At 70.4% G+C, this 21527-nt stretch carries 16 protein-coding genes; 7 read left to right on the top strand and 9 right to left on the bottom strand.

Annotated features, from left to right (window positions below; genetic code table 11):
• The first annotated feature begins 102 nt into the window (after positions 1-102).
• From MKK88_RS23730 to MKK88_RS23720, 3 genes are all read left to right on the top strand, one after another.
• Complete coding sequence (locus MKK88_RS23730; protein WP_244004117.1) at positions 103-873, top strand: ABC transporter ATP-binding protein; 771 nt, start codon at positions 103-105, stop codon at positions 871-873.
• Positions 866-1810, top strand: coding sequence for an ABC transporter permease (locus MKK88_RS23725; RefSeq protein WP_244004116.1), 945 nt, complete (start codon positions 866-868; stop codon positions 1808-1810). The genes MKK88_RS23730 and MKK88_RS23725 overlap by 8 nt, the downstream gene beginning before the upstream one ends.
• Positions 1811-2308: 498 nt before the next feature.
• Complete coding sequence (locus MKK88_RS23720; protein ID WP_244004114.1) at positions 2309-2758, top strand: MucR family transcriptional regulator; 450 nt, start codon at positions 2309-2311, stop codon at positions 2756-2758.
• Here MKK88_RS23720 and MKK88_RS23715 read toward each other — a convergent pair.
• The 6 genes from MKK88_RS23715 to MKK88_RS23690 form a co-directional block, all read right to left on the bottom strand.
• On the bottom strand, positions 2731-3090 hold the full coding sequence (locus MKK88_RS23715) for a hypothetical protein (protein WP_244004112.1): 360 nt from the start codon (positions 3088-3090) through the stop codon (positions 2731-2733). The two genes, MKK88_RS23720 and MKK88_RS23715, sit on opposite strands and share 28 nt — an antisense overlap.
• Before the next feature lie 192 nt (positions 3091-3282).
• Positions 3283-4899 (bottom strand): ABC transporter ATP-binding protein, encoded by a 1617-nt coding sequence (locus tag MKK88_RS23710; RefSeq protein WP_244004110.1) that lies wholly within the window; start codon positions 4897-4899, stop codon positions 3283-3285.
• 3 nt (positions 4900-4902) lie between these two features.
• Entirely contained in the window at positions 4903-6324 is a 1422-nt protein-coding gene (locus tag MKK88_RS23705; RefSeq protein ID WP_244004108.1) for a M20 family metallopeptidase, read from the bottom strand.
• 46 nt (positions 6325-6370) lie between these two features.
• A complete protein-coding gene (locus tag MKK88_RS23700; RefSeq protein ID WP_244004106.1) occupies positions 6371-7306 on the bottom strand; it encodes an ABC transporter permease in 936 nt (311 codons plus the stop codon).
• 14 nt (positions 7307-7320) lie between these two features.
• Positions 7321-8238, bottom strand: a complete 918-nt coding sequence (locus MKK88_RS23695; protein ID WP_244004104.1) for an ABC transporter permease — start codon at positions 8236-8238, stop codon at positions 7321-7323.
• Between the two features lie 191 nt (positions 8239-8429).
• Positions 8430-9962, bottom strand: a complete 1533-nt coding sequence (locus MKK88_RS23690; RefSeq protein WP_244004102.1) for an ABC transporter substrate-binding protein — start codon at positions 9960-9962, stop codon at positions 8430-8432.
• Positions 9963-10132: 170 nt separating this feature from the next.
• Here MKK88_RS23690 and MKK88_RS23685 point away from each other — a divergent pair, with 170 nt between their 5' ends.
• Positions 10133-11035, top strand: coding sequence for a LysR family transcriptional regulator (locus tag MKK88_RS23685; RefSeq protein ID WP_244004100.1), 903 nt, complete (start codon positions 10133-10135; stop codon positions 11033-11035).
• A 7-nt stretch (positions 11036-11042) separates the two neighbouring features.
• On the opposite strand, the gene MKK88_RS23680 is transcribed toward MKK88_RS23685, so the two are convergent.
• The gene (locus MKK88_RS23680; protein ID WP_244004098.1) at positions 11043-11795 is read right to left on the bottom strand and encodes a CDP-diacylglycerol diphosphatase; all 753 of its coding nucleotides are present in this window, start codon (positions 11793-11795) and stop codon (positions 11043-11045) included.
• A 138-nt stretch (positions 11796-11933) separates the two neighbouring features.
• On the opposite strand from MKK88_RS23680, the gene MKK88_RS23675 reads away from it, so the two are divergent.
• Positions 11934-12938, top strand: coding sequence for a DUF2891 domain-containing protein (locus MKK88_RS23675; RefSeq protein WP_244004097.1), 1005 nt, complete (start codon positions 11934-11936; stop codon positions 12936-12938).
• A gap of 464 nt (positions 12939-13402) precedes the next feature.
• Here MKK88_RS23675 and MKK88_RS23670 read toward each other — a convergent pair whose 3' ends face one another.
• Positions 13403-16231, bottom strand: a complete 2829-nt coding sequence (locus tag MKK88_RS23670; protein WP_244004095.1) for a PAS domain-containing protein — start codon at positions 16229-16231, stop codon at positions 13403-13405.
• Positions 16232-16676: 445 nt separating this feature from the next.
• Between MKK88_RS23670 and MKK88_RS23665 the strand changes: the two genes are divergently transcribed.
• On the top strand, positions 16677-19973 hold the full coding sequence (locus MKK88_RS23665; protein WP_244004093.1) for a DEAD/DEAH box helicase: 3297 nt from the start codon (positions 16677-16679) through the stop codon (positions 19971-19973).
• 235 nt (positions 19974-20208) lie between these two features.
• Positions 20209-20643, top strand: a complete 435-nt coding sequence (locus tag MKK88_RS23660) for a GlcG/HbpS family heme-binding protein (RefSeq protein ID WP_244004091.1) — start codon at positions 20209-20211, stop codon at positions 20641-20643.
• A 7-nt stretch (positions 20644-20650) separates the two neighbouring features.
• Here the strand turns inward: MKK88_RS23660 and MKK88_RS23655 are convergent, their stop codons facing one another.
• Entirely contained in the window at positions 20651-21133 is a 483-nt protein-coding gene (locus MKK88_RS23655; RefSeq protein WP_244004089.1) for a PAS domain-containing protein, read from the bottom strand.
• Positions 21134-21527 lie beyond the last annotated feature (394 nt).

Raw genomic sequence — 21527 nt, 5'->3', positions numbered from 1 at the left:
TTTACAGCCTCTTCGGCGCACCGATACACTTTCCCGTGAGGGTCGGTCCATCGCCGGGCCCTCAGCGAAACGCGCATCAAGCCGCGGCGCCCGGGAGGATGGATGGATACGGATCAACCTCTCCTTGAGGTGGACGGGGTCACGCTTCGGTATAAGACGCGGGACCATCTTGTGACGGCCACCTACCGGGTGAGCTTCCGGGTCTTTCCCGGGGACCGGTTCGTGCTCCTGGGGCCGTCGGGCTGCGGGAAGTCGACCTTGCTCAAGGCGGTGGGCGGCTACATGGCGCCGACCGAGGGCGAGATCCGCCTCAAGGGCCGGCCGGTCACCCAGCCCGGGCCCGACCGCATGATGGTGTTCCAGGAGTTCGACCAGCTCCTCCCCTGGAAGACGGTCCGCCAGAACGTCGTGTTCGCCCTCGAAGCCTCCGGCCGCCTGAAGGGCCGGGAAGCGCGCGAGCGGGCGGACCTGTATATCGACAAGGTCCACCTGACGCGCTTCGCCGACAGCTACCCGCACACGCTCTCGGGGGGCATGAAGCAGCGCGTGGCCATCGCCCGCGGTATGGCCATGGAGCCCGACATCCTGCTGATGGACGAGCCCTTCGCGGCGCTGGACGCCCTCACGCGCCGGCGCATGCAGGACGAACTCCTGGCCCTGTGGGAGGGCACGCGCTTCACCGTGCTGTTCGTCACCCACTCGATCCCCGAGGCGATCAAGGTCGGCGCACGCATCCTGCTGCTCTCGCCGCACCCGGGCGAGGTCAAGGCCGAGCTCAACAGCGCGGCCACGCCCGAGGCCGCGCTGGCCCTGGAGAGCCGCATCCAGCAGATGCTGTTTGCCGAGGAAATCCCGGAGGCCGAGAATGTCTAGCGCCCCAGTCCTCGATCAGGTCCGCGCCGTACCGCCGGCCGTGTCCCCGGTCCTTTCATCCCGCCCGGCGCCCGCGGCGCGCCCCGAGATCGAGCACGTGCTGGGCCCGGCCCGGGGCGGGGCGGGCGCGCCCGTGGTGGAGAAGCCGCTGTCGGTCGCTGAGCGGCTGTTCAACCAGGGCTGGCTGCGCAAGCTGGTGATCCTCGCCGTGCTGGCCGGGATCTGGGAGGCCTACGGGCGCTATCTCGACAACGACCTCCTGTTCCCGACCTTCTCGGCGACGGTCGAGGCGTTTGTCCGGGGCATCATGGACGGCACCTTGCCGGCGCGCGCGTGGTCGTCGCTCAAGGTCCTGCTGATGGGCTACGCGGCCGGCGTCGGGCTGGCGAGCCTGCTCACCGGCATCGCCATCGCCTCGCGGGTGGGCACGGACGTGCTGGAGACGCTCACCGCCATGTTCAATCCGCTGCCGGCGATCGCGCTCCTGCCGCTGGCGCTGATCTGGTTCGGCCTGGGCAATGGCAGCCTCGTGTTCGTGCTGGTCCATTCGGTGACCTGGGCGATCGCCCTCAACACGCATTCCGGCTTCCTGTCGGTGAGCCGGACGCTGACCATGGTGGGGCGCAATTACGGGCTGTCGGGCCCGCGGCTGATCGGCAAGATCCTGATTCCGGCGGCCTTCCCGGCGATCCTGACCGGCCTGAAGGTCGGCTGGGCCTTCGCGTGGCGCACGCTGATCGCGGCCGAGCTGGTGTTCGGGGTATCGTCGGGCTCGGGGGGCCTCGGCTGGTTCATCTTCGAGAACAAGAACATGCTCGATATCCCCAACGTGTTCGCCGGGCTTCTGACCGTCATCCTGATCGGCCTCGTGGTCGAGAACCTGATCTTCCAGACCATCGAGCGCCGCACCATCCAGCGGTGGGGCATGCAGGCGTAAAACGATCCGGCGCATGCTCCGGCGCGATGGATCCCGGTCCGACACCGGGACACGCGACTGCAACATCCCGGAGCCGCGCAATCGCGCCGCCCGTATCACGCCACACGGGGTGGGTCGCCACGCCGTCGAGCGCGGCGACCCACATCTGATCCGGGATCCGCACGCAATCCCATCGGCGCAGGCCGTGCGCGTGCCCTGACGCGCCGATCCACAGGTTTGCGGTTCACCGACGTCGCAAACGGTCTCGAACCGTACAAACCGATCACCGGATCGTCCGACCCAGTATTACCCGCCAGTCATGGACCGTCACGCTGGAAATATCTGCGTCCTGGCGTCGAGCAGTAGTGAAAAGCTCTTTCCGAAGCTTGCATCGCGTCGGCTCGCGTCGACACGCGTTCCCCGTGGCGTGCGGTTGATCAAAAGCATCTTGACACATGTGTAGATTTTGCTTTTGAAACCTGCGACGCCACCCTCGAAAGCTTTGATTGGACTCCCCCTGTGCCCGAAAGAAAATCAGAGACCCCGCTTGAGCGCGTCAAGCTCGCCGCCGAAATCGTCGCGGCCTACGTCGCCAACAATTCCGTCCCGCCCACCGCGCTGCCTGACCTGATGGTGGGCGTCCATACGGCGCTGAACAACCTTGGCGGGCAGCCGGTGGTCGAGGCCGCGCCGCCGGTCGAGCAGCCCACGCCTGCGCAGATCCGCAAGTCAGTCCAGCAGGATGGCATCACCAGCTTCATCGACGGGCGGTCCTACAAGACCCTGAAGCGCCATCTCACCGCCCACGGCCTGACGCCCGAGCAATACCGGGAGCGCTACGGCCTGCCGGAGGATTACCCGATGACCGCGCCCGGCTACGCCGCGCAACGCTCGGCGCTCGCGAAGGCGATCGGCCTCGGCGTCCCCGGCGGCCGGATCGATCAGCGCAGGACCGGCACGAACGGTTGATCGCCATCCTGGGGCGGCGCGGCCTGTCGCGCCTCCCGGCTCCGGAACGGCAGTACCTGCGCGGTCGCCGGATCGGACCGGAACAGCGGTCCGAAATCGGGGCGTGCGGGCCGGCCGAACGTGTCGGCCCAGCTCAGCTTGATGACCTGCCCCGGCATCGTCCGGACCACCGGATCCGCGGCCTCGGCAGAGGGCAGCCCCGCCTTGCGATGACCCGCGCCGATCCAGCGGGTGACCCGCTTGTCGGCCCCGCGGCCTATCGGGGGCGGCGCCGCCGGCACGGAGCGCTTGGCGGGTCGGCGGATATCGTTGGGCTGGTCTGAGATCGACACGCTGATAAAATCCCGTCGGCGTTCGCGGGGCGAGCGGAGACGGATTGCGGGTCAGCCGTGGATCCGCCGGGGGCGCTCGACCCTCGACACGGCCCATCCTACCGAATGGTCCGATTCCCGACAGGGCAACTCTGTCCAAAAAACTTGTCCCAGCGTCCCAGATGAGGCCGATCCCGGCCCCCGGGGGGACCTTCAGAACCCGGCTGCGCCTGCCTGCGCACCCGGGACCGCCGCCAGGAGACTGCGCGTGTAGGCGTGCTCCGGCGCCGCGAACAGGTCGGCGGTGCCCCGCATCTCCACGATGGCGCCCCGATGCATCACGGCGATCCGGTCGCAGATCGTGGCGGCCACCCGCAGGTCGTGGGTGATGAACAGCATCGCCAACGACAGGCGCTGCTTCAGATCCTCCAGCAGATCCAGAACCTGCCGCTGGACCGAGACGTCGAGCGCCGAGACCGCCTCGTCGGCGACCAGCACGTCGGGCTCCATGGCGAGCGCCCGGGCGATGCCGATGCGCTGGCGCTGCCCGCCCGAGAAGGCGTTGGGGTAGCGGGCGGCGGCCTTCGGATCGAGTCCGACGAGGTCGAGGAGGCTGCGCGCCCGTTCCCGCGCCTCGGCGGCCGGGACCCCGTGGGCGATCGGGCCGGCCGTGATGATCTGCTCCACGGTGCGCCGCGGGTTCAGCGACGCGAACGGATCCTGGAAGATCATCTGGATCCGGCTGCGCTTGTCGCGCAGGGCTGTCTTGCCGAGGGCCGTGTAGTCGAGATCCCCCAGCCGGACCGTGCCGCCGTCGGGCTCGATCAGGCGGATCGCCAGCCGCGCCGTGGTGGACTTGCCGGAGCCGGACTCGCCGACGATGCCCAATGTCTCGCCGCGGCGGACATCGAAGGACACCTCCTTCACCGCCGCCACGATCCGCGGCTTGCCGAACAGGCCGGAGCGCCCGGAATAGGTCTTGGACAGCCCGGTCACCGACAGGGCGACCGGGGCCGCCGCCACGGGTGGGCGCGGCGGTGGCGTCAGGCTCGGGACGGCGGCGAGCAAAGCCTTGGTGTAGGGCGCCTGCGGGTTGCGCAGGACGGCCACGGCGGTACCGGATTCCACGAGCCGGCCGCGCTGGAGCACCGCCACATGGTCGGCGATCTCCGCCACCACGCCGAAATCGTGGGTGATGAACAGGACACTCATCCCGCGCTTCTGCTGCAGGTCTCGGATCAGCCGGAGGATCTGGGCCTGGGTGGTGACGTCGAGGGCCGTGGTCGGCTCGTCGGCGACCAGGACGGACGGCTCCAGCGCCAGCGCCATGGCGATCATCGCCCGCTGCCGCTGGCCGCCGGAGAGCTGGTGCGGATAGGCCCGCACCGCCTCCTCGGGGTTCGGCAGGCCGACTTCGGTGGCGAGTGCCACCGCCCGGGCCCGGCGCTCGCTCCGGGGGAGCAGGTTGTGGGCCTCGAACATCTCGGCGATCTGGTCGCCGATCCGCATCACCGGGTTCAGCGCCGTCATCGGCTCCTGGAACACCATGGCGATGCGCCGACCCCGCAACCCGCGCCACGCGGGCTCGTCGAGGGTCAGGAGGTCCCGGCCCTCGAACAGGATCGTGCCGGCGGTGGGTTTGAGCGCCCGGGGCAGGAGCCCGGTCAGCGCGTAAGCGCTCATCGACTTGCCCGAGCCCGATTCCCCAACGACGCAGAGGATCTTTCCGGCCTCGAGGTCGAGGTTCAGGCCCTCGACCGCGTGCGGCCGGTCGGCGCCCTTGGGGAGCGCGATCGTCAGATCGCGGATGCGGACGACCGGCTCGCCCATGGTTCAGGCCCTCGCGGTGCGGCGGCGGAGGATGTCGGGCCCGGCCTCGGCCAGATCCCAGAACAGGCCGGCCATGATCGCCAGGCCCTCGCGGGTGCCGGAGGCGAGCATGTGCTCGTCGGGCCCGTGCTGGCGGCAGGCCGGATAGGAATGCGGCACCCAGAGGGTCGGCAGGCCCAGGATCTCCGAGAAGGCGTCGTTCGGCAGGGAGCCGCCGAGATTCGGCAGCAGCGCCGGTTTCTTGCCGGAGCTCGCCTCGATCGACCGGAGCGCCCACTCCACCCAGGGGTCTTCCACCGGCAGCCGCGTCGCCTGGAAGACTTCCGCCGCGCGGGCCGGCCGGACCTCGATCATCGGGAAGCCGTGCGCGTCGAGATGGGCGCGCACGTTCTGGATGAGGTTCTGCCAGTCGGTGCCGACCACGAAGCGCAGCTGCAGGGTCGCCTTGGCGTGGGGTGGCACGGCGTTGAGCGGACCGTCCGGATCGCCGGTCTTGAAGGCCAGCACCTCCAGGGTGTTCCAGGCGAAGACACGCTCGGCCGGGGTGAGGCCCGGCTCGCCCCAGTCGGTGTCGATCGTCGGCGCGGTCGGATCCTCGCCGACGCGGATGTCGGCGAGCGCCGCGCGCACGCCCTCGGGGATCGGCGGCGGCCGCAGGGCATCCACCAGGATGCTGCCGCGGGCATCGACCATCGCGGCGATCGCTGAGGCCAGCACGGTGCCGGGGTTGCGCAGCAGGCCGCCCCAGTTGCCGGAATGGTGCGGGCCTTCCCGCAGGTTGAGGCTCAGCTCGAAATTATAGGCGCCGCGGGAACCCAGGAAGAGGGTCGGGCGCTCGCCGTTGAGGCGCGGCCCGTCCGAGGCGATCAGCACGTCGGACCGCAGGGCCTCGGCCTGCGCCCGGCAGAACGGCCGCAGGCCCGGGGAGCCGGATTCCTCGCCCATCTCGATCAGCAGCTTCACGTTGAAGCCGAGATGACCCTCGCGGGCCGCGATCACCTGCTCCAGGGCGGCGAGGTTGAGGACGTGCTGGCCCTTGTTGTCGGCGGTGCCGCGCCCGTACCAGCGGTCGCCCTCGACCACGATCTCCCAGGGGCCGAGGCCTTCCCGCCATTGCTCGGGATAGCCCCGCACCGTGTCGCCGTGGCCGTAGATCAGCACGGTCGGCAGGTCGGCGCCCTCGTGGCGCTCGGCGATCAGGAACGGGCCATGCACCCCGTCGGGGTTCGGGAAGATTTTTGGGGTCGCGAAGCCGAGCCGGGTCACCAAAGGCACGATGAAGGTATCGAGGTAGGCGCGCAGGGCCTTCTCCTGGCCGGGGGCCTGGCTCTCGGTGGGCATCGCCACCGCCTCCCGCAGGAGCGCGAGGAATGTGCCCGAATCGAAGGCCTCTGTGGCGCGCGCGATGGCGGCGTCTCGCGTCATGGTGTGTTTCCCGTGAAACATTCTGGTGCCGGGCCGGCCGGCATCGTCAGTGGCGCGCCTCGGGCGCCGTGATGTCGCGCAGGCCGTCGCCCAGGAGGTTGATCGCCAGCACGAGGAGGAGGAGCGCCACGCCCGGGATGGTGATCACCCAGGGCTGGAAGAACATGTACTGCTTGCCCTCGGCGATCATCAGGCCCCACGAGGGCAGGGGCGGCTGGACGCCGAGGCCGAGGAACGACAGGGCGGCCTCCAGCAGGATCGCGTGGGCCATCTCCAGGGTCGCCACGACGATCAGCGCGTTCATGATGTTGGGCAGGATCTCCTGGCCGATGATGCGCAGGTCGGTCAGCCCCGCGGCGCGGGCGGCCGAGACGAAGTCCTGGTTGCGGATCTGCTGGGTGGCGGCGCGCGTCACCACGGCGAAGCGGTCCCAGAGCAGGAAGCCCAGCACCAGCACCACCACCTTGAGCGAGCCGCCGACCAGCGCCGCCATGGCGAGCGCCACCAGCACCACCGGCATGGCGAGCCGCGTGGTGACGATGTAGCTGACCACCGAATCGACCCAGCCGCCGAAATAGCCGGCGCAGAGCCCCAGCGTGGTGCCGATCAGCCCGGAGATCAAAGCCGCCGAGATCCCGATCAGGAGGGAAATCTGGCCGCCGTAGAGCAGGCGGCTGAGGTAGTCGCGGCCGAGCTTGTCGGTGCCCAGCACGTGGTCCCAGGTGCCCTTGGCCTGCCAGATCGGCGGGATCAGCCGGCGGGACACGTCCTGCGCGTAGGGATCGTGCGGCGCGATGAGCGGGGCGGCGAGGGCCGCCAGCACGATCAGCCCAAGGATCCCGGCCCCGATCAGGAAGCCGGTGTGGCGCAGACCCCGCCGCAGGATCAGGCGGGTGGGGGAGGGGACCGGCGCGAGGGCGATCGGCGCGTCCGGGGGCCGGGCGGGGGCGGCGAGCGCCGCCGTGTCGGGGGGGAGGCTCATGGCGGTCTCCATCCTCAGGCCTGGCGCAGGCGCGGATCGAGGAAGGCGTTCAGGAGGTCGGCCGCAAGGGTCAGGCCGATGTAGATCATGGCCAGCACCAGCACGATCGCCTGGACGACCGGGAAGTCGTTGCGGGCGATCGACTCCCAGGCGAGCTGGCCGAGGCCCTGGAGCGAGAACACCGCCTCGATCACGATCGAGCCGCCGAGCATGAAGCCGAACTGCACCGCAGCCAGCGCAATCACCGGGATCACCGCGTTGCGCAGCGCATGCCGCACCAGGATTTTTCTGGGCGGCAGCCCCTTGGCGCGGGCGGTGCGGACATAGTCGGACGCCAGCACCTCCAGCATGCCGTTGCGGGTGAGGCGCATCACGGCCGGCATGGCGTAGTAGCCGAGCGCCACCGCGGGCAGGACGAAGTTCTTCCACGTGGCGTTGCCCGAGACCGGCAGCCAGCGGAGGTTGACGGAGAAGATCAGGATCAGCGTCAGGCCGAACCAGAAGCTCGGCATCGCCTGTCCGAGCACCGAGACGGCGAGCGCCGTGCGGTCGATCCAGGTGTCCCGCTTCACGGCGGCGATGACGCCGAGGGGAATGGCCACGAACAGCGCGACGGCCAGCGCGATGAACCCGAGATAGAGGGTGATCGGCAGGCGGGCGGCGAGCAGATCGATCACCCGCTCGCGAAAGTAAAAAGAATTGCCGAAATCGAGGTGCAGGGCCCGCCAGCCCCAGGTGAGGAACTGGGTCAGCAGCGGCTGGTCGAGGCCGTAATCCTGGCGGATCTGCGCGATCTGCGGCCCGGTGGCCTCCGGGCCGGCGATCGCGGTCGCGAGGTCGCCCGAGAGGTGGAGGAGCAGGAAGCTCGCCACCGAGACGGTGACGGCCACCGCCAGGGCGACCAGCACGCGCCGAACCGTGAAGGCCAGCATGGCTCAGGCTCCCTTTTGGCGATACGGACCGGATCGGCTTCGGCCATCGGAACCCAGCTGGATCGCGGGTCCCCTCTCCCGGGCGGGAGAGGGACAGGGTGAGGGATGCAACCTATCCGGAAAGACCGGGCCCCTCACCCCAACCCCCTCCCGCACGGGAGAGGGGGCCGGTCGCGCCACGGCCCCCACCCTCACTTCCACGACGCAGCGTAGAAGCGTGCCACCTCGTCGGGCTGGGCGGTGAAGTTCAGGTCCGACGTGAAGGCGTAATTCGTCGAGTAGGAGAACATCGGCAGGGCGTAGGCCTGCGCGGCGATCCGCTGGAGCGCCTTGGCGTAGGCGGCCTTGCGGGTTTCCGGATCGGTGGAGCCGTCGCCCTTCTGGAGGTCGGCGATCACCTGCGGATCCTTGGTCAGATCCTCCTCGCCGCCGCGGAAATACACCCCGTCGAAGGCCGAGACATCGAGCACCGAGAACGAGCCCCAGGTCTGGTAGCCGATCGAGACCTTGCCGGCGCGCAGCGAATCCCGGAACGCCGCGTAGCGCAGGTAGTTGAGCCGCGCCTTGATGCCGACGGCGCCGAGATAGCCGATCACCGCCTCGGCGTAGTCGCGCTCCCGGTAGGCGCCGAGATCGATCTCGAACCCGTTTCCGTAGCCGGCTTCCTTGAGCAGCGCCTTGGCCTTGGCGGGGTCGTAGGGGTAGCGCATCACGCCCTGGTCGGTGCAGCCGAACTGATCGACGAAGCAGAGCGCGTTCATCACCCGCGAGGCGCCGCGCACGAGGTTGTCGACCATCGCCTTGCGGTCGATGGCGTAGGCAATCGCCTGCCGGATGCGCATGTCCTTGAGCGGCGAGTTCTCCTTGGCGCGGCCCAACGTGTCGAACTGCAGGAAGCCGACCCGCATCGTCTCGGAATTGAGCACCGTGATGTTCGGGGCAGCGCGCAGCTGCTCGGCCTGATCGCTCGGTACCCGCCAGATCCAGTCGACGCCGCCGGTCATGAGCTCGGCCATCCGGCTCTCGCCGTCCGGGATGACGCGGAACTGCAGCTTGCCGATTTTCGGTTTTCCGAGCGGGCTGCCGGACCAGTACTTGTCGAAGCGCTCCATGCTGACGCCGCGGCCGCTATCGACCTTGGTGATCTTGTAGGGGCCGCTGCCGACGGGGGCCTTGGCGAAGCCGTCGAGGCCGACCTTCTTGAAGTAGGCGGCCGGGAAGATCGGGGTCGGCCCGGCGAGGTATTCGAGCGCCGCCGGGAACGGCGCCTTGAGGTGGATGCGGACCGTATGCAGTCCGGTCACCTCCACCGACTTCATCCAGTCGACGTTCTGGCGGGTGACCGTGCGGGCCTCCGGGGTCAGCACGTAGTTGAACGTGAAGGCCACGTCCTCCGGCCCGAGCGGGTCGCCGTTGTGGAAGACCACGCCGTCGCGGATCGTAAGATCGAGGGTCATGTCGTCCGCCCAGGTCCAGGCGGTCGCCAGAAACGGCTTGTAGGTGCCGTCCTTGGGATCCCGGTACAGCAGCGTGTCCCAGCAGTTCCGGGCCAGGATCACGCCCTCGCGGGCGCTGTTGTGATACGGGCTGACGTTCTCGGGCTCGCTGTCGGAGGCGTAGACCAGGGTGTCATCGGCCTTGCCGGCGAGCGCCGGATGCGCGGCGATCAGGGTCGCGAGCGAGGCGGCCAGGGTGGCGCCCAGGGTGAGAGTCCGTAGCGGCATGCAGGCTCCGACGGCGCGGCGGACAGGTCACGCGGAGCAATCCGCGTCTGCCGCCTTTTTCACCCTGCGATGATGTTGTGCATCTGGGATCGCAACAAGTAGAATTTGGCGAGTGCTGCCTTGCCAGATCGGCAACGGATATGGCGTTATAGTCGTATCGGGGTACGATAGTGCAAACGACGGGCCTTCGCTATTTCCTGGCCGTAGCCCGCACTGGCTCGATTGCTGCGGCCTCGTCCCAGCTCAACGTCGCGGCCTCGGCGATCAGCCGGCAGATCGCCAACCTCGAGGCCGAACTCGACTGCGTCCTGTTCGAGCGGCGGCCACGCGGCATGGTGCCGAGCCCAGCGGGCGAGCTGCTGGCCCAGCACGCCCATCAGGTGCTGATTCGCGCCGAGCAGGTGGTCACGGAGATCCGCGAACTCGAAGGGCTCGCCCGGGGGCTGATCCGAGTGGCAAGCGCAGAGGGCTTCGCCCTCGATATCGTACCGAACGCCATCGCGGCCTTCCACGCCGCCCATCCGGGCATCCGGTTCGAGGTGACGGTCCTGCCGCCCGCACAGGTGACCCAGATTGTGGCCATGGGGGAGGCCGATCTCGGGATCACCTTCGCGCTCGCGCCCACCGCGCAGGTCGAGGTGCTGTATGACGCGCAGGTGGAGATGCGTGTGCTCGCCGCCGCCGACCATCCCCTGGCGGGCGCCTCGGCCCTGCGGCTGGCCGATCTGGTGGCCTATCCGGTCGCGCTGACCACCCGGGACACGACCCTGCGGCAGGCCTTCGACGCCGCCTGCGCGCAGGAGGGCATCGCGGTCGAGCCGGTTCTGACCGCCAACAATCTCTCGACGCTGCTGCCCTTCGTGCGGCGTTCGCGGGGGCTGGCGCTGATGTCGGCGCTGTCGGTGCAGACGCCCGTGCAGCTCAAGGAACTGGTCAGCCTGCCGATCCGCGCCCGGGCGGGCCTCGCGCGGGGCATCCAGGTCCAGGCCCTGCGCGACCGGCGCCTGCCCCGGGCGGTGCGGGCGTTCCTGCGCCAGTTGGTGGAGGCGCTGCCGCCGCCGCGAACCGGTTGAGGATCGCTCAGGCGCCCCGATCCGCGGCGGCGCAGCTGTGGTCCATCACGTCCTCGGCACTGGCCTGCGGCGCCCGGTAGGCCAGCAGGATGTAGCCCGGCTCGGGATCGCCCGGCGGCGTCGCCACGGCCGCAAAACTCGTCCGGTGCAGGTCGGGCCGGGCGCCCGGCAGGCCGTGCAGGGCCGCGAACGGATTGAAATGTTCAGCCTCCGCCTCCGGCACCCGCAGGGCGAAGTAGCGGTCGCCCGCGAGCGGCACCGGGAAGCGGCTCCAGCTCCGGTGGACCTGGCGGCCATGGGCCTTCAGGGCCGCCAGCACGCTCGGCCGCAGGCAGTCGAGGTGGATGTGGAGCTGGTCCTGGCTGCGGCCCTGGGCCGAGTTGACGGCGAGCCCCACGGCGTCGGGCGACAGCTTTCCCTTGAACACGTCCGACACGAAGGGCCGCGCCGCGAGCGCCGCCCGCCAATAGGCGACCCCGCGCGGGCCCCGCAGCACCGCCGCCTCCAGGCCCGCCACCGTATCGGTGGGCATGACGACGCTGTGGGTCGGCTCCCCGGGCGCACGCAGCACCGCCGTGCCCGGACGTGCCCCGTCGCCCAGGTCGACCGAGAGGCACGGGAAGGTCCGGTTGGCGAGCCGCTTGGCCAGCACGCAGGTCTTCAGCGCCGCCCACAGGACGTCCCGGCTCGGATCGGGCGCGGCCGCGAGCGGTGCGGGGACCACGAGGACGGCGAGGACGGCGAGCAGCGCGCGGCGCATGGAGGCTTCCGGTGTGGCCAGCGGGGCGGCCCGAATCCTCGATAGCCGAACTGCCCATGTGCCGGCAAAGCGTCCCGATGTCCTGACGGCGGGCTTCGGAACGGGTATGCCAGCCCGTCCCGAACCCGGAGCTCCGCGATGGTGCCCGTCCTGACCCCGGAGATCGCCGCCTCCTTCGCGGCCCTCGCCCTCGGCCACGTCACCCGGGAATATCCGAACAAGCCGGGCCATGTCCTGGCGGGTCCGGAGGATGCCCGCACCCCTGTCGCGCTGCACCCGGTCTTCCACGGCAGCTACGATTGGCATTCCTGCGTTCACGCCCATTGGCTGCTCGCCCGGGTGCTGCGCCTGTTCCCGGAGGGCGTGCAGGCGGGCGCGATCCGCACCCATTTCGATGCGCAGCTGACCCCCGAGAAGGTTGCCGGGGAATGCGCCTATTTCGGCCAGCCGACCGCCCGGGGCTTCGAGCGGCCCTACGGCTGGGCCTGGCTCCTGAAGCTCGCCGACGAACTCGCCCATCTTCCGGAACCCCGCTGGGCCGAGGCGTTGGCGCCGCTCGCCGGGATCGTGGTCCAGCGGTTCCGGGACTTCCTGCCGCTGGCCCCCTACCCGGTGCGGGTCGGGACCCATTTCAACACCGCCTTCGCGCTGCGCTTGGCCACCGATTACGCCGAGGGGGCGGCGGATGCGGCGCTCCGGGCCCTGCTGCTGCAGAAAGCGGAGCGCTGGTACGGGGCGGATGTGGATTGCCCCGCCTGGGGCGAGCCGGGCGGCGACGACTTCCTGTCCTCCGCGCTGATCGAGGCCGAGTGCATGCGCCGTCTGCTGCCGCCGGAGCGGTTCGGGCCCTGGTTCGACCGGTTCCTGCCCGATCTCGCTTCGGGCCGCCCCGCCACCCTGTTCCGCCCGGCCGCGGTCACCGACCGCAGCGACGGCAAGATCGCCCATCTCGACGGGCTGAACCTCAGCCGGGCGTGGTGCTTCCGGGCGCTCGCCGGCGCCCTGACCGCGGAGGATGCCGGCCGGCCGTTGCTGATCGCGGCGGCCGAGGTGCATCTGGCGGCCGGGCTTCCGCATGTCGCGGGTGACTACATGGGCGAGCACTGGCTGGCGACCTTCGCGCTGCTCGCCCTCGAGGCCTAAGCCCCATCCCCGCAACAGCCGGCACAAAATAAGACTTGCCTGAGAACTTTTCGTCGCAGGCTGCGTTGATCCCGGTTCGGCAAAAAAAAGGACCGCCCACAGGGACGGTCCGAAGTCTAGGGAGGAAACGCCCACGAGGGGCAGCAGCGCGACGACGCCATCGTCGTGCTGCACTGCATCAACCCGGAACAGGCGGGGTTGTTCCAGGTCGAGCGTCCCGGGGCTCGGGGCTTGGTTGATGCGAGCTCACCGACCCGTGGCACGAGCCTTTCCCGGGCGGATGCGGCGTCAGCGGAATGCGACCCGGGAGCGAGCACACGGCGACGCAAAGCGTCCCTGTGAAGGAACCTGTGCCGCTTGCGCGACGCTTCGCGTGCTGGGTCCCGGATTGCCTTCCCCTGCGTTCCGGACATCCGGGAGAGCGCGCCCCCAGAGTCCTGCTACTCCCGATCGGGGCCCATCGCTCAGTCCAGCGCTGCGCTGTCCGCCGCGACGCGTTGCACCCTCGGCTTTCCGCGCCCCTTGGCCGCCTCGTAGAGAACCTGGGCGAGCTGCGCGGCCGAATAGGGCTTGCGCACCAGGGCGAAGCCGTGGGTATCGTCCTTGGCCAGGACGTGGCTGTAGCCCGAGGTCAGGACCACCGGCAGGTCGGGCCGCGTGGTCTGCAACTGCCGGGCGAGCGCGAAGCCGCCCATGCCGGGCATCACCACGTCCGAGAACACCACGTCGAAGCGGTCCGGCGTGCTGTCGAGTTCGGCGAGCGCCTCCTCGGCGGATTTCGTCCAGATCGGGGCGTGGCCCAGATCCTCCAGGATCTGCGTGCAGAACCGGCCGACCCCGAGATTGTCCTCGACGACGAGGATGCACAGGCCCCGCTGCGGCTCCGCCTCCACCTGAGCGTCGCGGCCGGTCTCCACCGCCGCCGCCGGGGCGGCGACCTGCGGCAGGTAGAGGGTGAAGGTGGTCCCGCCGCCCAGCGCGCTCGCCACGTCGATGTCGCCGCCCGATTGCTTGGCGAAGCCGATCACCTGGGACAGGCCGAGCCCGGTCCCCTTGCCGACCTCCTTGGTGGTGAAGAACGGCTCGAAGATCCGCCCGAGATCCGGAGCCGGGATGCCGGCGCCCGTGTCGGAGACCCGCACGGCCACGAACGGCCCCTTGGCGCCGGCATGTCCGCGGATCGGCGGCATCGGGCAATCGCCGTCGAGGCGCAGGGTCAGCCCGCCTTCCCCGTCCATGGCGTCCCGGGCGTTGACCGCCATGTTGATCAGGGCCGTCTCGAACTGGCTCTCGTCGGCGCGCACGTAGCGGGGCGCATCCGGCAGGTCGATGGTGACGTGGATCCGCGCGCCGGTCACCGAATCGAGCATGTCGGCGATGCTGCGCAGCCGGGCGCAGATGTCGAAGACCTGGGGCTTCAGCGCCTGCCGCCGGGCGAAGGCGAGGAGCTGGCCGGTGAGCTTGGCGGCCCGGTCGACCGTGTCGGAGACCGCGTCAAGGTAGCGGCGGCGCCGCTCCTCCGCGAGGTCGGGCCGGCGCAGGAACTCCATGGAGGAGCGGATGATCGTCAGCAGGTTGTTGAAGTCGTGCGCCACGCCGCCGGTGAGCTGGCCGATCGCCTCCAGCTTCTGCGACTGGCGGAGGGCCTCCTCGGCCTGACGCTGCTCGGTGATGTCGCGGCCGAACCCGTAGAACAGCCCGTCCTCCGGGACGACGGTCCAGAGCACGCGCCGCCGGTCCCCGGAATGGGTCACGCAGGCGAGTTCCACGTCCTCGACCCGCCGGCCCTCGCAGAGCGGCCGCAGGGCGGCCCCCGCGGCCTCACGCTCCGGCTCCGCGATGAAATCGAGCGCGGCCCGGCCCAGGGTCTCGGCCTCCGACCAGCCGAGCGCCCGGCTCCACGAGGGGTTCACCGACTGGACCCGCCCGTCGCGGTCCGAGACGAGCTTCAGCACCGGCGAGAGTGTCCAGACCCGGTCGCGGTCCCGGCTCTGCGCGGCGACCTGCGCCTCCAGGCGCTCCGCCCGGGATTGGAGCAGTTCCTCGACCCGCTTCCGCTCGGAGATGTCGTGCGCGAAGACGTAGAACCCGTCGACCTGCCCATCCGGCCCGCGTCGCGGGAGGTAGCGCGTGTCGGCCGTGCGGCTCCCGCCGTCCGGGAAGGTCCAGGCCCATTCGTGCCGGATCTCCTCCCCGGCGAGCGCCCGCGCGATGGCGGGCCGCCGGGCCTCGAAGGCCTCGGGGCCGAGGAGGTCGACCACGGTTCGTCCGACGACGTCGGCGGGGGACTGGCCCGTCCAGGTCTCGTAGGCGGCGTTGGCGAACTGGTAGACGAGGCTGCGATCGATGAAGGCGATCAGCACCGGCATCGCGTCCGCGACGAGGCGCAACTCCGCCTCCCGCGCCTGCAGCACCATCTCGCTCCGGCGGCGCTCGGTGATATCGTTGAACAGGATCGCAATGCGGTTCCGCATCGGCCCGTCGACCCGATAGGCGTGCACGTCGTACCAGCGGCCGAGGCCCGCGGCCTGCTGCTCGAACCGGACCGGCTCCCCGGTCCGGGCGACCTGCCCGTAGAGGTCGAACCAATGCTGCTCGTGGCCGGGCACGAGCTCCCGCATCGTGCGGCCGACCACGTCGGCCAGGCCGGTCTGCCGCTCGAAGGCGGCATTGACCTCCAGGAAGCAGTAATCGACCGCCCGGTCATCGGCCCCGAAGATCATCTCCACGATGCAGAAGCCGGCATTGAGGAAGGCGAACAGCGAGCGGTCGCGCTCCTCGTTGCGGCGCAGGGCGGCCTCGGCGCAGCGGGATTCCAGCTGTGTCATCACCGCCCGGGCGAGCGCCTTCAGGACGAAGGCCTGCTGGTCGGTCAGGTGGCGCGGCTCCCGGTCGAGCACGCAGAGGGTTCCGATGGCCCAGCCGTCGGGCGTCACCAGGGCGACGCCGGCGTAGAAGCGCAGGTGCGGCTCCCCGGTGACGAGGACGTTGCCGGCGGAATCCGGCGCCGCCGTCAGGTCCGGCAGGATCAGGATGCCGTCCGTGCGCATCGCCTCGGTGCAGAAGCCGGATTCGAGCGGCATCGCCTGCGGCGCGTGGCCCACCGCGGCCTTGATCCATTGCCGGTCGGCGTCGATGAAGTTGATATGGGCCATCGGCGTGCCGCAGGCCTGCGCGGCCATCTCGGCGATCTCGTCGAACGCCCGCTCCGGAGGCGTGTCGAGAATGGCGTAGGCCCGCAGGGCGGCGAGGCGCTGGGGGTTCTGGAGCTCGAAACCCGACGGGCGGGGCATTGTCTGGGTCCGCGACACGGGGGCGTCATAACCTACGCCTTCGACCCTCCCAAGTGGGTCCATGCAACGCAGCTCCGGTGATACGGCCAACGAATGGTTTGCGCGAGGGTAAGCTCTTGAACGATCGGACCGGATCCCGGCCGGCTTTCATCAGCGCATTCGTCCGACCCACGCGCGCGCCTGCATGTGTCGAATAATTCTGCAATCTTGAATTGTAATAATGTTTCTGACGTGACTGGTCATCGCGACGGGCCGGACCGATCCCCGGCGGCTCCAGACGCAGTATCACGACTTCGTGTTCCGGGCCGTTCTCCGGTCCTGCCGGACGCGCTGAACCCACGAATCGGACCGGCGATCCGCGCCGCTGTGGATGGGATTGCCGCGCCCGGGAGCCCCGGCGGCCCGTGCCGCGTTGGCGGGGCTGGGGATACGGATTCGGACAGGCATGGCCAATCGCAGGTTGAAGTCGGGCGCGCAGCAGGGCGTCGAGGACGCGCCGCTGATGCCCACGGGGGCCCTGGCGGTGGCGCTCCTGCGCTACGAGGCGGGGAGCGCTCCCCTGGTCCACGTCGCCCGGGATGGCCGCCGCCTTGAGGAACTGGCCGCGACCCTCCGGGCGCTCGACCCGGAGGCCCGGGTCGCGATCTTCCCCGAATGGGATTGCCTGCCCTACGATCACGCCTCGCCGTCCCGGGCCACCATGGGCGCCCGGGCCGCCGTGATGCGCTGGCTGACCGACCCGGACGCGCTGCCTGGTTTCGTGCTGACCACCGCCCCCGCCCTGATCCAGCGCGTGCCCCCGCCGGAGACCTGGGCGTCGGCCCGCGTGACGCTCCGAGTCGGCGACCGCCTCGACGTCGCGGCCACGACCGCGGATCTCAAGCGCCTCGGCTACATCCTCGACGAGCGGGTCGATGAGCCCGGCGAGATCGCCGTGCGCGGGCGGACCGTGGAGGTGTTTCCCGCCGCGGCCCTGCGTCCCTGCCGGATCGAGCACGCGGAGGGTCGCGTCACGGCAATCCGCTCCTACGATGCGATCTCGCAGCGTTCGGTCGCCGAGGCGGACACGCTCGTCATCGATCCCGCCACCGAGATCATCCTCGAGCCCGGCTCCGGGCAGAGCTTCGAACCCTTCACCGGCCAGGAGCACCGGCTGGAGCGCTACTATCCGCGCCTTGTCACCCTGCTCGACTACGTCCCGACCGCGCGCCTCGTCGTCGAGGACGGCACCCAGGCCCGGATCGATGCCGTGTTCGAGCAGATGGCGGAGGCGCGGGGCCGGCTCGGCGGGCGCGGGCAGGCCGGGGCCGGCCTCTATCTCACCCCGCAGGCGTGGCGCGATATCGTGGCAGCCCATGACCGAATCGCCGCCACCGAGGAGGCCGGGGAATCGCTGACGCTGCCGTCCTTCGCCCGGGATCGCCGGCCGGGTACCGCCTTCGCCAAGCTGTTGCGCGAGCGGCTGAAGGCCGGCGACGTGATCGTCTTGGCGGGCAGCCGCCAGCCGCTGCGGCGCCTGGTGCGCCAGACCGGCCGGATCGCGGAGCGCACGATCCGCCTGATCGACGCCTGGGCCGACGTCGCCAGGGCGAGCCCGGGGGACGTCCTTGCCCTGGAGGCGCCCCTCGGAGCGGGATTCCGCGATCCCGACCAGGGCGCCACGGTCATCGCTGCCGCGGACCTGTTCGGGCCGGACGCCGCGGTGGCGGGTGGCGCCCGGGCGATCCTGCCGATGGGCGAGGTCGATCTGCGCCCGGGCGACGTCGCGGTCGACCGCGACCGCGGCCTGTGCGTGTTCGAGGGGCTGGAATCGGTGGCCACCTCTGGCGCCACGCAGGGTGAGGAGCCCTCCGAGGCCCTGCGCTTGCGCTTTGCCGGCGATGCGATCCTGATGGTGCCGGTCTCCCAGGCGGACCGGATCTGGCGCTACGGTCCGGAGCCCGACGCCGTCACCCTCGACAAGCTCGACGGCGGCACATGGCCCCGCCGTCGCCTGGAGGCCGAGGCCACCATGGCGCGCACGGCCCGGATCATGCTGGAGGCCGCCCGCGCCCGCCGGGAGACGGACGCCCCCGTCCTGGCGCCCCCCGCCAACGACATGGAGCGCTTCGCCGCCGGCTTCGGCTTCGCGCCGACCCCGGATCAGGCCGCGGCGATCGACGAACTGATGGCCGATCTCGCCTCTGGCCGGCCCATGGACCGACTGGTCTGCGGCGATGTCGGCTTCGGCAAGACCGAGGTGGCGTTGCGGGCGCTCGCGGCCGCGATCTTCTCGGGCAAGCAGGCCGCGCTCATCGCCCCCACCACCGTGCTGGCGCGCCAGCACGCCGAGATCCTGCGCCGCCGCTTCGGCCGGTTCGGCATCGAGGTCGCACAGCTCTCCCGCCTCGTGGCGCCGGCGGAGGCCAAGCGCGTCAAGGCGGGGCTCGCCGACGGGTCGATCCGGCTGGTGGTCGGCACCCACGCGCTCGCCGGCAAGGGTGTCGCCTTCTCCGACCTCGCCCTGACGGTGATCGACGAGGAGCAGCGTTTCGGCGCCAAGATGAAGGCGGACCTGCGCCGCTTGGCCGAGGGCGGGCACGTGCTGACGCTCACCGCGACGCCGATCCCACGCACGCTCCAGGCGGCTCTGGTCGGCCTCCAGAGCCTCAGCGTCCTGGCGACGCCGCCGGCCCTGCGCCAGCCGGTCCGCACCGTGGTGGCGCCCTACGATTCCGAGGCCGTGCGCGAGGCGCTGATCCGCGAACACCGGCGCGGCGGCCAGAGCTTCGTGGTCTGTCCGCGGATCGAGGACATCGCCCCGATGGCCGAGCGCCTGCGCGCCCTCGTGCCGGATCTGTCGATCCTGGTGGCGCACGGGGAGCTGAAGCCGTCCGCCATGGACGAGGTGATGGTCCGCTTCGCCGAAGGCGACGGCGACGTGCTGCTCGCCACAGCCATCGTGGAAAGCGGGCTCGACGTGCCCCGGGCCAACACCATGCTGGTCTGGGAGGCGGCGAAATTCGGGCTGGCCCAGCTCCATCAGCTCCGGGGCCGTGTCGGCCGTGGCCAGCGGCGCGGCACCGTCCACCTGCTGAGCGATCCGGCCGCGCCCCCGCCGCCGGCGGCGCTCCAGCGCCTGCGCGCCCTGGAGGCCCTGGACCGGCTCGGCGCCGGCTTCGCGGTCAGCGCCCGGGACCTCGACCTGCGCGGCGCGGGCGATCTCGTCGGCGAGGATCAGGCGGGCCACGCCAAGCTGGTCGGGCTCGGGCTCTACCAGCACCTGCTGCAACTGGCGCTGACCGCCGCCAAGGGCGGGCGGGCCGAGGATTGGAGCCCGGAGATCGAGCTCGGCCTCCCGAGCCGGATCCCCGAGGATTACGTGCCGGAGCCGGAGATCCGCCTGAGCCTCTACACACGGCTCCTGCGCCTGCGCGAGGCCGAGGCGATCGACGCCCTGGCCGGGGAGGTGGAGGACCGGTTCGGTGCAGCCCCGGCCCCGATGCTCGCGTTGTTCGATCTGGCGCGGCTGCGCGCGGCCTGCTGCGAGCTGGGCGTCGCCCGGCTCCGGGGCGGCCCGCAGGGCGTGGCGGCCGATCTCAGGCCCGACCGGCCGTTGCCCGCCCTGCCGGTCACGGACGCGATCATCCTGCGCGAGGGCCGCGTGGTCTGGAAGCGGCCCTGTCCCGATGCGGCCTCCTGCGCGGCGCTGGCGGGCGAGCTTCTGGAGCGCATCCGCACCGCCCGGGAACGCGCCGGCTGAGCGCAGGACTCACCGCCCGAGCGGGCTTTGATGGTCCGATAGGGCGGTTTGAGGCTGCGAACGGTATCAGGATGATCCGAGCCCGAAGCCGTCGCGCCCTCTCTCCCCCGCAGACGGGGGAGGGGGATACGCGGATCCGGCCCGTGCCTTCAGGGGCGGCCGACCGGCCGACCTTGCGCCCGGCGCTTCAAACCGTCACAGCCTGTCGCCCAGAAACCGCGAACGGGAGTGTCCCATGCACGTCACGATTGAGCAGGCCGAGAAGGCCATTGCCGCCGCCCGGGCGAAGGCGATCGCGCTCGGCACCCAGATGTGCATCGCGGTGGTGGATTCCGGCGGCAACCTCAAGGCGTTCCACCGCATGGATGACGCCTGGGTCGGCTCCATCGACATCGCCCACAAGAAGGCCAAGACGTCGGTGTTCTTCGGCATGATGACCGGCCAGATCGGCCAGCTGTCGCAGCCCGGCGGCTCGCTCTACGGGATCGAGCACTCGAACGACGGGCTGATCACCTTCCCGGGCGGGATCCCGATCGTCGATGCCGACGGCGTGATGTCGGGCGCCATCGGGGTCAGCGGCTCCACGGTGGAGAACGATCACACCGTCGCGGAGGCCGGCGCCAAGGCCATCGGCCAGACCGAACTGCCGGCCCATCCCTGGCGGACGTAACCGGGGGTCAGGACGCGCGCTGCGCGAGCGCGCGTCCGATCCCGAGCAGCAGCATGCCCGAGAGCAGGCGCAGGGCCGTGTCACCATGGCGCTCCAGCGCCGTGTGCGCCTGGATGCAATGATCGGCCGCGGCGTCCAAGTGCTCCGCCTGCTGCTCGGACGGCTCGGGGGGGCCGTCCGGCCGTGACGGCCGGCGGCGATACAATTCCGTGATGTCGATATAGACCCCGCACCCGTGCAGGCGCCCGGTCTCGTTGGCGGACAGGAGACCCTGGTTGAGGATCCACCGGATCTCACCCGTCCCGGTCAGGATGCGGAACTCCAGCGCGACCGGTCCGCCGGTCTGCCGAAGGCCTTGGATCCTGTCGAAGATGCGGTCGCGGTCGACCGGATGGACCCGCCCGAGGGCGACGTCGAGGGGCACGGGCTTGCCGACCAAGCCGGGATTGCCTGCGAGCACCGAGGTCGAGCACGGAGCGGCCTGCGGCAACGTCCGTATCCCAGGTTCCGATGAATCCCGCGGCCTGTAACGTTGAGGCTGCCGTGGAAGCCAGTAGCATGAGGACCCCTACCCAGCCTTTAGCCGGCGATGATTCCGCAATCGGATAAACCCTGTGACCGGCATCTGCGGCATCGCTGACCCAGCGGAGCAGGCGCACCCGGATTTCACAAGTTGATGTGAGACTGCCACAGAACATTACATAGGTCAAATTAATCTGGAATCTGTATTGACGCTGGTATACATATGACTTTACACCTAGGGCATATCGTTCAATTCTGCCGGCCGCGATGACCGTGCCGATCGATATTGTCGCGCCGGATGACCGGACGGTTCCCGAAGGCGCCGGGCGCCATCTCCCGTCCCGGTCCCTCCCTGGTGCCGA

The organism is Methylobacterium sp. E-005 (genome assembly GCF_022829725.1).
GTDB lineage: Bacteria > Pseudomonadota > Alphaproteobacteria > Rhizobiales > Beijerinckiaceae > Methylobacterium.
The sequence above is the reverse complement of the archived record's forward strand: the minus strand, read 5'-3'. Positions and strand labels throughout refer to the sequence as shown.

Excerpts from the sequence above, each read along its gene's own strand:
- MKK88_RS23730 (WP_244004117.1), top strand. The coding sequence starts at position 103 with ATGGATACGGATCAACCTCTCCTTGAGGTGGACGGGGTCACGCTTCGG.
- MKK88_RS23705 (WP_244004108.1), bottom strand. The coding sequence starts at position 6,324 with ATGACGCGAGACGCCGCCATCGCGCGCGCCACAGAGGCCTTCGATTCG.
- MKK88_RS23710 (WP_244004110.1), bottom strand. The coding sequence starts at position 4,899 with ATGGGCGAGCCGGTCGTCCGCATCCGCGATCTGACGATCGCGCTCCCC.
- MKK88_RS23695 (WP_244004104.1), bottom strand. The coding sequence starts at position 8,238 with ATGCTGGCCTTCACGGTTCGGCGCGTGCTGGTCGCCCTGGCGGTGGCC.
- MKK88_RS23680 (WP_244004098.1), bottom strand. The coding sequence starts at position 11,795 with ATGCGCCGCGCGCTGCTCGCCGTCCTCGCCGTCCTCGTGGTCCCCGCA.
- MKK88_RS23660 (WP_244004091.1), top strand. The coding sequence starts at position 20,209 with ATGCACGTCACGATTGAGCAGGCCGAGAAGGCCATTGCCGCCGCCCGG.
- MKK88_RS23700 (WP_244004106.1), bottom strand. The coding sequence starts at position 7,306 with ATGAGCCTCCCCCCCGACACGGCGGCGCTCGCCGCCCCCGCCCGGCCC.
- MKK88_RS23670 (WP_244004095.1), bottom strand. The coding sequence starts at position 16,231 with ATGCCCCGCCCGTCGGGTTTCGAGCTCCAGAACCCCCAGCGCCTCGCC.
- MKK88_RS23665 (WP_244004093.1), top strand. The coding sequence starts at position 16,677 with ATGGCCAATCGCAGGTTGAAGTCGGGCGCGCAGCAGGGCGTCGAGGAC.
- MKK88_RS23725 (WP_244004116.1), top strand. The coding sequence starts at position 866 with ATGTCTAGCGCCCCAGTCCTCGATCAGGTCCGCGCCGTACCGCCGGCC.
- MKK88_RS23675 (WP_244004097.1), top strand. The coding sequence starts at position 11,934 with ATGGTGCCCGTCCTGACCCCGGAGATCGCCGCCTCCTTCGCGGCCCTC.
- MKK88_RS23690 (WP_244004102.1), bottom strand. The coding sequence starts at position 9,962 with ATGCCGCTACGGACTCTCACCCTGGGCGCCACCCTGGCCGCCTCGCTC.